Source organism: Holdemania massiliensis (assembly GCF_022440805.1).
In the GTDB taxonomy this organism is placed as follows: Bacteria; Bacillota_I; Bacilli_A; order Erysipelotrichales; family Erysipelotrichaceae; genus Holdemania; species Holdemania massiliensis_A.
The window spans coordinates 2,237,187-2,253,298 of record NZ_JAKNTK010000001.1 but is presented as its reverse complement, the minus strand read 5'-3'; the positions used below and the strand labels follow the sequence as shown (position 1 = coordinate 2,253,298).

At 51.8% G+C, this 16,112-nt stretch carries 16 protein-coding genes; 15 read left to right on the top strand and 1 reads right to left on the bottom strand.

Annotation, left to right across the window (positions count from 1 at the left end; all coding sequences use genetic code 11):
* Nucleotides 1-3: 3 nt before the first annotated feature.
* From rnpM to MCG46_RS10335, 9 genes are all read left to right on the top strand, one after another.
* Nucleotides 4-261: an RNase P modulator RnpM gene (rnpM, locus tag MCG46_RS10375; RefSeq protein WP_020223700.1), complete on the top strand. Its 258-nt coding sequence runs from the start codon at nt 4-6 to the stop codon at nt 259-261.
* A complete protein-coding gene (locus MCG46_RS10370) occupies nt 254-553 on the top strand; it encodes a L7Ae/L30e/S12e/Gadd45 family ribosomal protein (protein ID WP_020223699.1) in 300 nt (99 codons plus the stop codon). Before rnpM ends, MCG46_RS10370 begins: the two co-directional genes overlap by 8 nt.
* A gap of 10 nt (nt 554-563) precedes the next feature.
* Nucleotides 564-2,408: a translation initiation factor IF-2 gene (gene infB, locus MCG46_RS10365; RefSeq protein ID WP_430622664.1), complete on the top strand. Its 1,845-nt coding sequence runs from the start codon at nt 564-566 to the stop codon at nt 2,406-2,408.
* Between the two features lie 36 nt (nt 2,409-2,444).
* The gene (rbfA, locus tag MCG46_RS10360) at nt 2,445-2,789 is read left to right on the top strand and encodes a 30S ribosome-binding factor RbfA (RefSeq protein WP_020223697.1); all 345 of its coding nucleotides are present in this window, start codon (nt 2,445-2,447) and stop codon (nt 2,787-2,789) included.
* A gap of 130 nt (nt 2,790-2,919) precedes the next feature.
* Complete coding sequence (locus MCG46_RS10355; protein WP_240279937.1) at nt 2,920-3,222, top strand: WXG100 family type VII secretion target; 303 nt, start codon at nt 2,920-2,922, stop codon at nt 3,220-3,222.
* An 18-nt stretch (nt 3,223-3,240) separates the two neighbouring features.
* Nucleotides 3,241-3,534, top strand: a complete 294-nt coding sequence (locus tag MCG46_RS10350; RefSeq protein ID WP_240279936.1) for a pore-forming ESAT-6 family protein — start codon at nt 3,241-3,243, stop codon at nt 3,532-3,534.
* Between the two features lie 3 nt (nt 3,535-3,537).
* On the top strand, nt 3,538-5,472 hold the full coding sequence (locus tag MCG46_RS10345; RefSeq protein WP_240279935.1) for an Ig-like domain-containing protein: 1,935 nt from the start codon (nt 3,538-3,540) through the stop codon (nt 5,470-5,472).
* Nucleotides 5,469-9,365, top strand: coding sequence for an FtsK/SpoIIIE domain-containing protein (locus tag MCG46_RS10340; RefSeq protein WP_240279934.1), 3,897 nt, complete (start codon nt 5,469-5,471; stop codon nt 9,363-9,365). Before MCG46_RS10345 ends, MCG46_RS10340 begins: the two co-directional genes overlap by 4 nt.
* 1 nt (nt 9,366) lies before the next feature.
* Complete coding sequence (locus MCG46_RS10335; protein WP_240279933.1) at nt 9,367-9,621, top strand: hypothetical protein; 255 nt, start codon at nt 9,367-9,369, stop codon at nt 9,619-9,621.
* Here MCG46_RS10335 and MCG46_RS10330 read toward each other — a convergent pair.
* Nucleotides 9,602-10,387 (bottom strand): tRNA 2-thiocytidine biosynthesis TtcA family protein, encoded by a 786-nt coding sequence (locus tag MCG46_RS10330; RefSeq protein WP_240279932.1) that lies wholly within the window; start codon nt 10,385-10,387, stop codon nt 9,602-9,604. The genes MCG46_RS10335 and MCG46_RS10330 overlap by 20 nt on opposite strands.
* 135 nt (nt 10,388-10,522) lie before the next feature.
* On the opposite strand from MCG46_RS10330, the gene truB reads away from it, so the two are divergent.
* The 6 genes from truB (at nt 10,523) to MCG46_RS10300 (ending at nt 16,015) form a co-directional block, all read left to right on the top strand.
* Complete coding sequence (gene truB / locus MCG46_RS10325; RefSeq protein ID WP_240279931.1) at nt 10,523-11,398, top strand: tRNA pseudouridine(55) synthase TruB; 876 nt, start codon at nt 10,523-10,525, stop codon at nt 11,396-11,398.
* An 11-nt stretch (nt 11,399-11,409) separates the two neighbouring features.
* Entirely contained in the window at nt 11,410-12,348 is a 939-nt protein-coding gene (gene ribF, locus MCG46_RS10320) for a riboflavin biosynthesis protein RibF (RefSeq protein WP_240279930.1), read from the top strand.
* On the top strand, nt 12,341-13,672 hold the full coding sequence (locus MCG46_RS10315; protein WP_240279929.1) for an RsmB/NOP family class I SAM-dependent RNA methyltransferase: 1,332 nt from the start codon (nt 12,341-12,343) through the stop codon (nt 13,670-13,672). Before ribF ends, MCG46_RS10315 begins: the two co-directional genes overlap by 8 nt.
* A 14-nt stretch (nt 13,673-13,686) precedes the next feature.
* Nucleotides 13,687-15,060: a hypothetical protein gene (locus MCG46_RS10310; RefSeq protein WP_020223687.1), complete on the top strand. Its 1,374-nt coding sequence runs from the start codon at nt 13,687-13,689 to the stop codon at nt 15,058-15,060.
* Between the two features lie 64 nt (nt 15,061-15,124).
* Entirely contained in the window at nt 15,125-15,598 is a 474-nt protein-coding gene (locus MCG46_RS10305) for a SpoIIIAH-like family protein (RefSeq protein ID WP_240279928.1), read from the top strand.
* 87 nt (nt 15,599-15,685) lie between these two features.
* Nucleotides 15,686-16,015: an Asp23/Gls24 family envelope stress response protein gene (locus MCG46_RS10300; protein ID WP_040451421.1), complete on the top strand. Its 330-nt coding sequence runs from the start codon at nt 15,686-15,688 to the stop codon at nt 16,013-16,015.
* Nucleotides 16,016-16,112 lie beyond the last annotated feature (97 nt).

Below are 16,112 nucleotides of genomic sequence, written 5' to 3'. Positions count from 1 at the left end.
ACGATGAAGAAAATACCGATGCGCAAATGCGTTGCAACGCAGGAACAGTGTCCGAAAAAGGAACTGCTGCGGATTGTGAAAACCCCGCAGGGCACGGTGGAAGTAGATTTGACCGGGAAGCTGAACGGGCGCGGCGCCTATCTGAAAAGAGATGCGGCAGCGCTGGAGCTGGCAATCAAGCGTCAAAGTCTGAAACGCGCTCTGGAATGCGAGATCCCGGAAGAAGTGTATGCCCGAATCCGTGAGGTTCTCGGTGAATAACAAGGTTTTAGGATTGCTGGGAATCGCCTGCCGGGCACGCAAAGTCGTCACCGGTGACAGCGTATTGGCGGCAGTCCGCCAAAACAAAGCGAAGCTGGTTCTTCTCTGCAGCGACTGCGGCAGCAACGCACAGAAGAAGATTCAGGATAAATGCCGTTTCTACGGCGTGGAATGGATAGTTGAAGGGACGGCTGAAGAACTGTCAGCCGCACTCGGCCAGCCCCGCAGGATCGCTGCGGCGATTCTCGATGAGGGACTGGCAAGGGCTATTCAGGATGCAGTGATGAAATGAGGTGAAGGTATTGGCTAAACAACAAAGAAGGAATAACTCAGGAAGACGGAATCACAGATCCAACAATTCCAATAATTCCTATACCCCGCGGCCGAAGATGGAAGCCGTAACCAGCATTACCTACGAGGAAGGAATTTCGGTTGGGGAATTAGCGCAGAAGATGAATCGCAATGCCAGCGATATCATCAAGCTGCTGTTTATGCTGGGCAAGATGGTGACGATCAACAGCTCCATGGATGATGAAACGATCGAGTTGGTCTGCATGGAATATGGCGTTGAAGTCAAAAAGGAAATCCCGGTTGATGAAGACAGCCTGGAAGATGAAGTGGAAGAGAATCCAGAGGATCTCGTTCAGCGTCCGGCGATTGTCACGATCATGGGTCATGTCGATCACGGCAAGACGACGCTGTTGGATACGATCCGGAAAACCCGTGTTGTTGAAGGGGAATTCGGCGGAATCACGCAGCACATCGGCGCTTACCAGGTCAGCGTGCAGGGTAAAAAGATCACATTCCTGGATACTCCGGGACATGAGGCGTTTACCGCCATGCGTGCGCGGGGAGCGAAGGTGACGGATATCTGTATCATCGTCGTGGCTGCGGATGACGGCGTCATGCCGCAGACCAAGGAAGCGGTTGACCATGCCAAAGCGGCAGATGTTCCAATTATCGTCGCTGTTAACAAGATGGATAAGCCGGCTGCTAATCCGGAGCGGGTCATGAATGAAATGTCAGATCTGGGCTTATTGCCGGAAGAATGGGGCGGAGATACGATTTTCGTCAAATGTTCGGCCAAGCAGGGCGAAGGGGTTCAGGATATTCTGGAAACAATTCAGGTCGTTGCGGAAATGCGCGAACTGAAAGCCAATCCGAAACGCAACGCGACCGGAACGGTCATCGAAGCGAAGTTGGATAAGGGCCGCGGACCGGTTGTCACGCTGTTAGTCCAAAACGGAACGCTGCATACCGGCGACTGCATCGTCGTCGGTGCCTGCTTCGGCAAGGTCAGAAAGATGACCGATGACCGCGGCCGTGAAATCAAGGAAGCCAAGCCATCGACCCCAGTCGAAATTATCGGCTTAAACGATGTACCGGTAGCCGGCGACATGTTCAAGGTCTTCGACAGTGAAAAACAAGCCCGGGCGATTGCCGAACGCCGTTCCCAGACCAAGATTGAACAGGAACGCAAGAGCAGCTCCGCGATGAGTCTGGATGATCTGGCCCGCCAGATTGAAGCCGGCGAGGTTCAGGAAATTCCGGTCATCGTCAAGGCTGACGTACAGGGCTCGGCGGAAGCCGTCAAGTCTTCGCTGGAGAAGCTGGATGTCAAGGGTGTCCGGGTTAATGTTATCCGTTCGACGGCCGGTACGATCAGCGAATCCGACGTTATGCTGGCAAGTGCTTCCAAAGCGATGATCTACGGCTTTAATGTCCGTCCGGATGCCAATGTCCGCAAAAAGGCGGAAGAAGAAGGCGTTGAAATTCGTCTGCACAACATCATCTACAAAGCCATGGAAGAAATGGAATTGGCGATGAAGGGTTTATTGGCGCCGGTATTTGAAGAAGTCGTCATCGGTCAGGCGGAAGTCCGTCAGACTTTCAAGGTTTCCAAGATCGGCACGATTGCCGGCTGTATGGTTACCGACGGCAAGCTGGTCAAAGACTGCAAGGTACGCTTAATCCGTCAGGGCATCGTCGTTTACGACGGTCAGCTGGGTTCGCTGAAGCGGTTCCAGAACGATGCCAAGGAAGTGACCAACGGTTATGAATGCGGCTTAACGATCATGAACTTTAACGACATTAAGGAAGGCGACTTAATTGAGGCCTATGCTGATCAGGAGGTTCCTCAGAATTAAGGAAACGCTTTTCCTGAAGAAATAGGAGGGACACGCATGTCTGTCAAACAAGAACGAGTAGCGCAGATTATTCTCAAGGACGTTACGGATATCATTCAGTTTTCGCTGAAGGATCCCAATGTCGGCTTTGTCACGATCACCGATGTGCAGGTGACAAACGACTATTCCTACGCTACAATTTACGTTTCTTTCCTGGGTAAGGAAGAACGCAAGCAGGCGGGCTTGAAGGCACTCAACCGGGCGAAGGGCTTTATCCGCTCGGAGCTGGGCAAGCGGCTTTCAATCCGCAAGGTTCCGGATTTGATTTTCAAGCTGGATGATTCGCTGGAAAAAGGCGAACGCATCGAGTCGATCATTTCCAAAATCAATAACGAAGCATAACGCTGAATCCTGTCTGAATTCAATCAGGCAGGATTTTTTTGTGTTTTTTTTAAAATTTTTACCTTTTTTTGGGGGCTTTTTCAAAAAAACCGCAATATTAATAACAGGGGCGTGCAGAAAGGAGAAAACAATGAGAACGATTGCGGTAGAACCGACACGACTGGAGGCCTGTGCCGGACAGATTGAACAGCTGCGGCAGGAGGTGGAACGGACGGTAGCGCGGCTGTATGAGCGCGTGGAGCTGATGGCCGCCAACAGCTGGATCGGTCGCGACAACCTGGCCTTTACGAACCAGATTCAGGGCTATCAGGACGATTTCAAACGGGTTGAGCTGTTGATGCAGCAGTACAGCGAATTTCTGAAAGCCTCGGCGCGCAGTTACCGTCAGATGCAGGAAGAACTGGCGGCCCAGGCCCGGGGACTGGCCAATTAAAAGGGAGGAAGAGAAAAGATGGACAGCTTGAAGATTTCATTAGCCGGCGTAAAGGAAACATCCGGTGCCATCCGTGTCTGCAACGAACAAATTTACAGTGCCTTGATCGAGGCTAAAAAGCAGATGAATGACTTGGCGATGGTTTGGCAGAGCGATGGTTCAGAAGCTATTCGGCAGCGGTTCAATCAATTTGCGATGCAGTTTGAAACACAGAAACAGATCATCGAATCCTATGCGCGGTTTCTGGATACGGCAGTTTCCAGCTATGACACATTGGAAACCACGATTCAGAACAATGCCGGTTCCTTTTAGCGTATGCGCGAGCGCTTAAGGAGTCTGGCAGCGGCAGGGCTCACCGTGCTGCTTTTGGCACAGGGCTGCATGCCGGAAAAAGCCGGCGTCCTGCGCAGCGATTGGGCGAAGATGTTGGCGGAAACGTTGTTTTTTGACGCTTCCGCTGACGGCCTCGCACAGCTGGCGGCCTGGGGTGTGGAAATCGAACCGGATCACCGTCGGGTTTCCCGACAGGAGGCCTGTCAGAATTTGCTTCAGGCCTATGATGGAAAGGCTGAAACTCTGGAGCGTTGCCAATCTCTGGAGTTCTTGTCCCAAAATAAGGGCTGGCTGAGTGAGGAGGAGGCGCGATCTTCGCTGAGTGCACTGATGCGGCAGATGAATACCCTTTCTGAATCAGAACCGGAGCTGGATTGGGCGGCGGCAGCTTTGTGGGGTGGCGAAGCAGTCCCGAATGAACAAGGTCAGATTGTATTGCCTCCAGATCAGGGAAGCCAGAGGGGGCTGTGGTTTACCGATCCGCAAACAAACCAGATTTATATTGCGGATTCCTTCGTTGAAACCGCCGATCAGATTATCGCCTCTGTGCATGAAGAACAGCCTGAACAATGGCTCTCTCAAATGCAGTTTAAGCTGGATTTTGACGCGGACTGGCGGCAGGCTGAAATTGAACCTTATCAACAGGATAACGCTTCTTTATTGCCGGTGGCGCTGACATCCTGGGATCGGATCGAGCCGCAGTTTGCCCTGGTGCGGCAGCAGTTTGAAGTCGGCGGCGCTCAGGTGAGCTGGAGCATCACGGCCAGCGGCATCCATGTCCATGCGGCCAAAAAGCTGAACAACGGTGCGACACTGCAGCTGGACTATGATCTAAATGATCTTCATCCCACGATTGAATGGAACGGTTCGGAAAAAAACGGACGCCTGCAGCTGGACTTTGCGATGAGCGAGTCAGCCGGCTTGACCCGCGGTGTCTCCAATACCCTGACCAGTGATTTTTCCGGTATTGATCCGCATGATCTGTTGACCAGCTTAACAGCTTCGTTTACAACCGCGCGCAAAGAGGCGGATACGATCATTCCGATTGCTCGGATCAAGCTGCCGGTACCGCAGTTTCCGATCGTGGATCTGCTTCTGACACTGCAGCTGCATTGTTACGCCGGCGGCAAAATCGAACTGCTTTTGAGTCAGGAAGGGAGTCTGGGCATGGAAATCCGCGGCGGCGTGCTGCGGCCGATTCATCAGCTGGAAAACCGTCATGATTTCATCTTCCAGGGTTCAGCGAAAATGACGGCAGCGGTCCAAGCTTCCGCTCGGGCCGCCGGAATTTCACTCATGGATCTTTTATTACAAAGCGGATTGCGCGGGGTGATGCGGACAACTGCATGGATTGATCAGCAAGGACAGAAAACGAAGACCGATGCCGGAGAGCTGCCGCTGGATCATCAGCCGGTGCAGGCGTCATTGCAGTTCTGCAGTGATCTGAACGTTCATGGCATTTTAGAATTGGAATACAATTCCTCTGATTCACTGGCTGGAAAGCTGGGTTTCGGCAAGACGGTTTCGATTCTGAATGAAAACAACGCGACACTGAATCCGCACGGCCGTACCCATCTGGAAAACGGGATTTTCGTCGATCGCTGTACCCGCGGTAAGAAAACATCGGATGCCGAGCCGACGAGTGCCCCGATTTTAAAAACCGACCGTATTGAACTGGAAGAAGTTCAGTTGATTTTAGATCCGAATCAAAGCGCTCAGATCGTTGTTCGCGGACTGCCGGAAGGCGTGTCGTTGACGGAGCTGATTTATTCTGTTGAGGATCCGGAAATCGCAACGGTCGTCCAGACGGGGAAGGTTCGGGCAGTCAGGTCAGGCGATACAATTGTGACGATTGAGGATGCTTCGCAAACATATCAGACAAGCTGTCATATTCACGTGCGGACACCGGTACCATGATCGTCTGTATTCTGTGGCAGCACCGCCTGGAAATCTGCCATGTCGATCCCAAGCGGGGACTGTTTTTTGCGATGGAAGAGGACGGGGTGCTGGCGATTACGCATAAAGAGGAAGGCTGGCAGCTGCAGCTCAGCGATACGCTGCAGTTTTTGGACAGTCAGCGCCGCTGCCGCCGGATCACAAAGCGGCATGATGAACTGTGTTACCTGCCGTTTTATGAAAAAATCGATCTTTTCTATTATTTTGATGAAACAGGATATGATCAATACACCCTTTATCAGCGGCCGCAGGGATGCTGGATCGTGAGCGGTGACGCGCTGACAAAGGCTGCGGAAGATCCGGCCGAGGTCTGGGGTCTGTTGGATTTTGATCAGAATTCAGCATTGGAAAAGGCGATGTTTCCAGGAATGATTGTCAATGGGGTTCATCAGAAGCAAACTGACTTGGAGCCAGGGATGCGCCTGCAGTTTGCGGCGGTCACGATCCTGCTTCATCCAGCGTTCATCGCCGTCAATAACCCCGGCGGTCATTTAAAAATCAAATTGAAACCACTGTGCTGTCAAGCGCTGAAGAACTGGGTGTATCAGCCGCCGGATAAGCTGCAGCTGCCGTTTCATTTCGCCTTCCAGTTTTATCCCGTTTATCCTGAATGCAAACTCATCCTGCCCCAACCCCCGACTGTGAAACTCAGACCGTTATCGTTCAATGTGATGACGATTGGCCCTTCACTGATGATGGGCGGGGCATCGCTGGCCGTCGGCTTATCACTGGGACAGCGGGCAGGCATGATGGTTATCATGCCGGCGGTCATGATGATCTCCGCTGTGTTCTGGCCGCTGCTTCAGCTGTTGGTCAATCATGTTCTCAATGTCTGCGATCAGCGCCGGCGGCAGCGTTGGCTGGATGACGTGCTGAAAGATTGGCAAGAGATCTGTCGGATGAAGCTTCAGGAAACAGTTCAGTTTTTAATGCACAGCTATCCGGATGCTGAAGGCTTATTGAAACAGATTTCGGATCAGACAGTTTTTGATGTGGATGCATCCCATCCGCAGTTTGGCAGGCTGAGTTTGGGCCGGCAGCGGCTGACGCTGCATCCGCAAATCGATCAAGGCCGGCTGGACCTGCACAGCAAAGCCGATCAAAAGCTCAGCGCACAGCTTGCGCAGTGGCGCCAACAATTTCGGCTGAGCGTCAGCGCACCGCTGGAGTGGGATGTTTTTGCCTTTCATCGACTCGGATTAATCTGTGATGAAAAATCACGGAGGGCCTTTCTGAATACGATTTTATTGACCTTCTGCGTGCGCCATCAGCCGGACAACGTGGCTTTAGCCTGGATCGGCCCCATATTTAAACCGGTCTTTGAAACACTCTGCTGGCTGCCGCAGATCTACGACGATCAGGGACAGCGCCGAATCTGGACACAGCGGCAGGATTGGGATCAGGCACGCCGTCAGGTTCAGGCGTTGGAAAAGCCGGTTTGGGTCATTGTGAGCGATCCTGAGGCTGCCGCGGCTTTGGACAGTAACTTACGGGATCAGCTAAGCTTATGGCAGCTGGCTGAAACATCGGCAGAGCTGCGTGTGAATGCCCAGCAAATCATTTTCATCGAACAGGGGCATGGCCGGATTGTGACCCGGACACAAAAGCAAAACCAGGAATTTGAGGTTGATTTCAGCTATGCGCGCGATTTTCGGGAAAGTGCGCTGACGCTGTATCGCTATGTTCAGCGAAGCAAAACCTCTCCGATCCAGGTGGATTTCCAAAGCCTACTGAAGCAGCCGGGAATAACCCAGCCGCTGTGGCAGGATATGGCGAGTTTGACGCATCTGCGGATTCCCTTGGGCTTGGATACCCAGGGACAGCCGGTCATCTTGGATCTGCATGAGAAAGGGCAGGGACCGCATGGCTTGATTGCCGGGATGACCGGCAGCGGGAAAAGCCGGCTGTTGGAAACCCTGGTGTTATCGGCAGCTTGGCATTACAGTCCCCAACAGCTGCAGTTTGCCCTGATTGATTACAAGGGCGGCAGCCTAATTGAACAGCTGCGGTTAAAAGGCCGGCCGATTCCCCATCTGTGCGCGGCCTTGAGCAATGTGGAAGAAAGCGATATCGAGCGGTCCTTAATTTATCTGCGGCAGGAATGCGAGCGCCGCCAGCGCTGCTTTGCCCAAGCACAGACAAAGCTTAAACAACCGGTAGCGGATCTGGATCATTACCGTCAGCTGTGCCGGGATCACCCATCACTGCCGCCGTTAGCCCATTGCGTGCTGATCATCGACGAATTTGCCGAGCTGAAACAGTCCCAGCCGGAATTTATGCGCGGTTTGATTCAGATCTGCCGGATCGGACGCAGTCTGGGCCTGCATCTGATCTTAGCAACACAGCGGCCAGCCGGGGTCGTCGACGAACAGATGTGGTCGAATTTTAATTTTAAGCTGTGTCTGAAGGTGGCCCAGAAACAGGACAGTCAGGAAATTCTGCATTGTGACAAAGCGCTGCGTTTAACTCGGCCAGGACAGTTTCTGCTTTTGAGTCAGCAAGATCTAGTCCAAGGTCAATGTGCCTGGTTAGGCGGCAAGCAAACACCGGATCCTACTGTTCGCTGGCTTGATCCCCAACTGAAAGTGATCCGGGAAGTACAGCGGGGAAAGAATGCGAGTCTTCGGCAAAATGAAGCGCTGATGGAAATCATGCTGCGTGAGGCGGATCGGCGGAATTTGTTTGCTTCACCACTGTGGCCGCCGCTGCCGGAAGCCACCGATTTGGCGGTCTTAAAAAAACAGGCTTCCGGATTAGTGCTGGGGATTGTTGATGATCCCCAACATCGTCAGACGCCGATCCTGGTTCATCCGCTCGAACACGGTTTATTGTTAAGCGAAGAGAGCATGGCGCAGCAAAACTTTCTGCAATGTTTGATCCAGAGCGGAAGCCGGTTTGACGACCAGGTTGAATTTATCATACTGGATCCGTTTGAGGAACAGGTTGAACTGCTTGCGGAGCCGACGGTCAATGAAGTGCTGTCCCTGCGTCAGCCGGAATTGCTGGAACGTTTTTTCACATTGCTTGACCGCGGTCTGCAGCAGCGCCGGCAGGCTGAGCTTCCGCTGTTTGTCGTTGCTTTGCAGCTGGGGGCAATTTTGGAACGCTGGGAGAACACGGCATTGTTTCAGCGGCTGATTGAAGAAGGTCCGTCACTGAATCTGTATCTGTTGTGTGCAGATAAGCTGGTCAATCGGCTGCCGCTGCGCTTAACCCAGAGTTTACGCCGCCGCTATTTTCTTGGACCGGCATCCGCAGCCAGTCTTGGAAATGCCCTGGAGCGGACATGGACGAAACCGCTGGCCAAGGGCCGGGGACTGGTTCAGGCTTCAGCCATCCTGGATTTTGTTGAAGCCCTGCCGCTGCAGGATTTACCGCAGCCTCAGCCTAAACGCTGGCAGCTTCCGCGGCTGCCGCAGCGGCTGCCGCCGCGCTGGCTGAAACGAAAAGCGGTATTTTTGGGCATCGATCCGATACTGTGCACACCGGTGTCCATCACACTGCAGCCGCATCAGCATTTAGTGGTCATCCTGAATGAACCTCAACGAGCTGAAAGATTGCTTAAGCAGCTGCGGTGCAGTCCTTATCCGGTAGTCGATGCTGAAAACAGCCAAGAAGCAGACATCGCGGCTTTCTTTGAGGAAGCAGCGCCGTTTGTGTTAGTCAGCTCTGCCCGCACCCTGCAGCAAAGTTCATGGCGCGGCCGAGTCGATTTTTCATTGACCTTATGGATAGGATCAGGTCTGCATCAGCAGCTGTTGTTTCCGCTTCCGGCACCCATCCCCAAACTGGGGGCTTGGGACCGCCTGTGGATCCAGCGGGAATCCATGCAGCGATTAAAGGAGATTGAATGAGATGGGAAAAGAAGTTTTACTATGTTTTGAATTAGTCTGCAGCGGCACCCGTTTTGAATGCAGCGTGGATCCGACACTCTCGCTGCAGGAAATCGTAGAAGGGCTGCAAGAAATGTGTCCCGCGGAAATACGTGAGGAATTTGATTTGAGTCAGCCGTTAATATTATGCGATGCGCAGGAACATAAGATCCTGGATGAACAAAAAACCGCCGCCCAGCTGCGGCTGGATGACGGTTTTAAGATTTTGATTTACTGATCAGCGCTTCTTCGTCCTCGGGATTTTCTTTGTGCCACAGGCTGAGCTGTTTTTCATTGTGCAGCATCAACAGAAAGTTATCGCGGGCCATCGGATATTCAGTGTACAGATGTTCGAGCATTTCTTTCATGTCCTGCCGGCGGGTAAATCCATCCATCGGACAGGTCGACGGTACGACCGGCACGCCGCAGGCCCCGACCGCGGCACGGATCTGATTCTCGCGGGCATAGATGAAGGGCCGGATAAACGGCATTTCCGCATTCGACAAATACATCTTCGGGGCGAAGGTTGCCAATCGCCCGCCATAGATTGCGTTCATCAATAACGTTTCGATGGCGTCGTCGCCGTGATGGGCAAAAGCGACTTTTGTGCAGCCGAAGTCCTTGGCTGCCCGGTTAACGGCGCCTTTTTTCAAGGTAGAGCACAGCGAGCATTTCAACGATCCATCTTCATTGGCCTGGATCTTGAGAATATCGTAAATCCGGCTGGGCACCAGCTCCAGCCGGATGCCGCGCTGCCTGAAAAAGTTCTCAGCTACCGTAAAATCCATATTGGGAAAACCCATTTGAATGTGAATGCCGACAACTTCAAACTGTTTGCTTTGAATCCGCGTGCAGAACTGCTGATACAGATGCAGACAATAGAGCAGAAGCATCGAATCTTTGCCGCCGGAGACACCGACGGCGATGCGGTCCTGATCGGCAATCATGCCATAGTCCTGGTCGGCTTTGCGGATACAGCCTAAGATTTGTTTCATTGCGTTCATAGTCCATCCTCCTGCATTTTCTGCATTTCCGCTTTATTATAGCACAGGCTTTATTTGAAGCCCAGGTGAAGTTTTAATGGGAGATAGGTGAGGATGTCGCGATAGGCTTTGCAAACGGAAGAGACCCTTGGTATAATGAAACGTGGAGTTTGGAGTGATACAGTGGACGGAATTTGTTTAATTAATAAGCCGGCAGGAATGACGTCGTTTGACGTTGTTTATCATGTCCGCAAAGCGGCCGGCACCAAGAGTGTCGGTCATACAGGAACCTTGGATCCGCAGGCAACAGGTGTGCTGGTCGTCCTTTTAGGCCGGGCCTGCAAGGCGCTGCCGTATTTGTCAGGAAAGACAAAAGAATACATCGCTGAGCTGACGCTGGGCACTAAGACCGATACCGGTGATATCTGGGGTAAACCGATCGCTGCAGCAGCGGTGCCGACGGTCGATTCAGCACAGCTGGAAGCTGTTTTAAATAGTTTTTTAGGCAAATCCATGCAGCTGCCGCCAATGGTATCCGCAATTAAAAAAGACGGCAAAAAGCTGTATGAATACGCCCGTGAGGGGATTGAAGTAAAACGCGAGAAACGGCCGATTGAAATTACCGAAATGGAGCTGCTGCAGACGGGGCCGACGATTCGTTTCCGCGTTGTTTGTTCCAATGGGACTTATGTCCGCACCTTATGCGAGGATATCGCTGAAAAGTTAGGGACCGTCGGCACGATGAGCAGTCTGACGCGAACGGCAGCCTGCGGCTACACCCTGGCGCAATGTCAGACCTTGGATGAAGTAAAGCAAGGCCAATTTCAGCTCGTTTCAATTTATGAGGGGATTGCCAGTCAATGGCCGTTGGTGGAAGCAGAACCGGCGCAGATCCCGGATATTAAAAACGGCAAGCGGCTGCGCTTGAACAGTACGGAACCGATCGTCGCCGTGGTTGAAGGCCAGCAGGTCTTGGCGATGATGGAACATCAGGCTGACGGAATTTACCGCTGTCTGAGAGGTTTATGGTAGGAGAAGCAGGAATGAAAGTAGATACGATAAGAACGCAGGGTGAACAGGTTATTGACGGACCGGTCTGTGCCTGCATTGGCTATTTTGATGGTCTGCACCGCGGCCATCGGGCGCTGATTGATGAAACGGTCAACCGCGCCAAAGCGGCAGGCTGCGAAAGCGCGCTGATCACCTTTTCCCCGGATCCTTGGATCACGATTGGAAAAATGAGCAAGGTGCAGCATCTGACGACGATGGAGCAGCGGATTGAACTGGCGGGACGGATGGGGATTGACCGCGTGATCATCCTCGATTTCGTCAAGGCCATGGCCGAGCTGCCGCCAAAAGCGTTTATTGATATGCTCGTCACCCATTGCCCGCTGAAAGCGCTGATCTGCGGATTTGATTTTCATTATGGGAAATTCGGCAGCGGCAGTGTGGAAACGCTGCGCAGGGATGCCGCCGGCCGGTTTGAGGTTATCGTAATCGAAGCGGTCAACGATCATGGCGATAAGATCAGCTCTTCCCGCATCAGCCTTTGCCTGCAGCAGGGCGAGGTTGCCGAAGCCGGAAGATTGTTGGGCTATCCTTATGAAATCCGCGGTGTTGTCGGTCATGGCCGGCAAAAAGGCCGCCAGTGGGGCTTTCCGACGGCCAATTTGATCACGGATGAAGAAACTTTGCTGCCGCTAGGCGGGGTCTATGCCGGTGAAGCACAGTGGGAAGGACAATGCTGGAAAGCGATGATCAATATCGGGCATAACCCAACGTGCAATCCTGTGCGCCAGCTGTCTGTGGAAGCTCATCTTTTAGATTGTTCACAGAATTTCTATGATCAGCCGATGCGGCTGCGCTTTTATAAGCGGCTGCGGGCGGAACAACAATTCGCGTCTTTAAATGAGCTGATCGATCAGCTGCACCGCGACCGTCAGAGCGTACGGGATTATTTTCAGGAGTCAGGCCATGAATGAGGCGTTTCTGCAGCGGATGCAGATGCTTTTGAAAGAGGACTATGAAGCTTATCTTGAAACATTGAAACAGCCGCCTTTTCGCGGACTGCGGGCCAATTTATTAAAGATTGATCCCCAGACGCTACAACAGCGCGGTTTTGCCAGACTCTTGCCTTCCCCCTTTGCCCCGGAAGGGTTTCTGATGGACTCCGCTTTAACCGGCTTGGGCAGCCATATCTATCATCGTCAGGGCTTGTTCTATATGCAGGAGCCTTCCGCTTCCTCGGCCGTGACGATTCTGGATCCGCAGCCAGGGGATTGGGTGCTGGACTGCTGCGCTGCTCCGGGTGGGAAAAGCACGCAGATTGCCGCCCGGATCGGACAGGAGGGCTTTCTGATCGCCAATGAAATTGACGGCGGACGGGCACGGGTTCTGATGAGCAATCTGGAACGGCTGGGCGTCAGCGAAGCGCTGATTACGCATGCTTCCCCTGAACAATTATGCCCGCAGTTAAGCGGCCTGATGGACAAAGTCTTGGTTGATGCTCCGTGCAGCGGGGAAGGCATGTTTAAGAAAGAAGATCAGGCGATGACGGACTGGAGTGTTGAACATGTTCGGGCATGCAGTCTGCGCCAGCAGAAAATTTTAGAATCAGCGGTGGTATGTCTGAAAGAACAGGGTGTTCTTGTCTATTCCACCTGCACCTATGCCCCAGAAGAAAATGAACAGGTTATCGATCAATTTCTGCAGCGTCATCCGGAAATGGAGCTGCTGGACTGCGGCGTGGAATTCGGCCGGCCAGGGTTATCGGTAGGCCGGGTCGACGGTGCGAAGGTACGCCGAATTTTTCCAATGGATCAGGGTGAAGGCCATTTCATCGCCAAGCTGCGCAAGATTTCGCCTCAGCCCCAAGCCCGGCTGCAAACCGTCAAAAGTGTGCAGCTGCCGCCGGAAGTCCAAGCCTTTCTTAAGGATCAGCTGAAAACATACAAGGATCTGCGTGTTCATCTGGAACAGAACCGGCTGTCTCTGATGCGGCACGAATTTATCCAGCTGAAGAAAATTCCGGTACTGCGGCAGGGGATTATGGCCGGGGAAATCGTCAAAAATCGAGTGGAACCGCACCATCATTTCTATCTGTCGGCTTTGCTTCAGGATCGTTTGATCAAAACCGTATCGCTAAACGAACAGGAACTGGCCTGTTATTTGCAGGGACAGCCGCTGCCGATCCCGGTCCCGCGCGGTTATCTTTGCCTGATGTATGAGGGCTATCCTGTCGGGTTTGGCAAAAGCGATGGCACTGTGATAAAAAATAAATATCCCAAAGGACTGCGTACACGCTGAAGGAGGCTGATCCCATGCGTCTTGAACTGTTTGATTTGATCGATGATTCGGTCAAGCTGCTTGAACTGAACAACCCGTCTTATCAATATGTCGAAGGAGCGATCAAAGGCTGCTTTGAACATCTGTTGGAAGACTATATGGATTATGTCGTCGGGTTCAGTTCGCGGATTAAATCAATTGGCTCACTCAAGGAAAAAATGATCCGCAACAAATATTACCTGCAGTTTTCAACAGGAGAGGAAGTGCTGAACTTTCTGCCTGATTTGATCGGCTTAACCGTAGAATGCCGCTTCATCAGCGATGAAAATCGAATCTATCAGGCGATTCGCCATCATTTCAGCTTTGTCGAAGGCCAGGAGTATGCTCAATGTATGCTTTATCCTGATCTCTGTCTGAATCTGGCAATGCCCCAGCCGCAGCTGCAGCGCAACGGCTTTACGATCTATCGGATCGACGGCTATTATCTGTTTAACGGCCGCAAGGTCAATTTTGAGCTGCAGATCAAATCCATGGTGCATTCCTTCTGGAGCGAGATTGAACATCAGGTCGTCTATAAGAACACGCAGTATGTGATGTTTGACAGCTTTATGAAAGACATTTTGGCTTCAATCCGCGATAATCTGGATGTCGTTGATCATCAGCTGGAAATTGTGTATACACAGATTCTGAATCAGAATAAAGACAAGGACATCGGCATGAGCGAACGCGGCTTCAAGATGTTTATGGCCAAGTCGATCAGTGATCTGTATGCAATTAAAATGATTGAATCAATCGGCTTTACGACCGATTTCAAAAAATGCAGCGCTGTGCTCAGCCAATATATTTATATCAAGGACTTTGTTCAGTCGGATCAGCCGCAGCAGAAAATGGTCGAATATTTTGAACATTTCAATCTGCTGAAAATCAGCGATCTTGACTTTACCGAACCGATCACGCTGGAAAAGGAATTTGTTCATTATGATCCGTTCTGTGATGTTTTGGGCCGATATTGGCAAAGCATCATCAACATTGATTTTGAATGGCATGTTTTCTTTGTAATGCTGTTTGCGATTCAGCCGGGCAACAACATTCAGGATTTTACAATGTTTGTCGAGGTGCTGAAATCGCTGATCGTCAATCGTTTCTGGTATGAGAAAAAGTTTACGTCGCTTGACAGTGTCAGCGCTCAGACGATCCGCGATGATCTGCTAAGAAGCGTCGGAGAGGCGATGGTCGAGGTTGGCAAGGTCGAGATCATTCATGAAGACCGTCTGCTTCAGATCATGGAGCTGTTCCATGAGGAGATCGATCATTTGGACGAAGCGCTGGGCAGCGCGGAAGAATATCAGCTGCAGCGCAAAGACATTCTTGCGCATTTGAAGCATAAGATCTGCGCCTTGTTTTATTGATTTTCAAATCACTCATAACCCCGCTGACTGCAGCATACAGTACAAGTGAGCAGGAGGCCGTGATATGAATAAACAGGCATTTGCATTTCTCACTTTATTTACATTGATTCTGATGCTTTCAATCTACTATGTAACGCTGCCGGCCGATCAGGGACAGTTAAATCCCGATCAGCTTTTAACCGGACAAAACGAGGATCAGGATTCCCTGGCCACCATGCAGCAGCAGCTGCAGGACAAACATAATGCCCAGGCCCAGAATTCCCAATCCATCGTCGCCTCGCCTTCGGCCAGTACCGAAGAAAAACAGAACGCGCTGCAGCAGGCGGGACAGGTAGAACAAAACAAGAAGACTGAAGAAGCGATCGTCGCGGCGCTGAGCGAGGCGGGAATGAGCGGCTGCGTGGCGGAGCTGGAAGCGGAAGTCGTTCGGATCGGCTGTCCGAAAACCTTGGCGGGCGTTCAGAACGCGTCGAAGATCATGAAGATCGCCGCCGATCAGCTGCAGGATGAGCGGGTACCGGAAGTCACGTTCAAATAGCCGCTGTTAAAATGTGGAACCCTGTTTCATTTTCTTTGGCAACTTCAGATTTCTCTGGTATAATAGGAACAAAAGAAGGTGAATGAATTGGCTCAGGAATATATTCAAATTAAAGAAAAAGACGAAGGCACAGGCCTGATTGCCTTATCCAAAGGCGTATTTGAAACGATTGCGCAGATCTCGGTGGACGATGTCGACCAGGCTTACGCAATCGAACCGACAACTCTGAAAAAACCGATTCAATGCAAAATCGCAAACAACCGTTTAAACGTGATGGCGGAAATCAAAGTGAAATACGGAGCCAACGTGAATGCGGTCTGTGAAGCGCTGCAGGATCGGATTTATCAGAATATTCTGCAGATGACCAGCCTGAAATGCAATCTGGTTGACGTCAAAGTTGTGGGCTTTCTCTTTTAACAAATAACCGGATTGGATTCCGGTTTTTTCTTTTGAAAAGCGGAGCTTTGGCCGCTGCCTGTCCTCTGAAGGCAGTGAGGTTTCGCCTGCGGCAGAA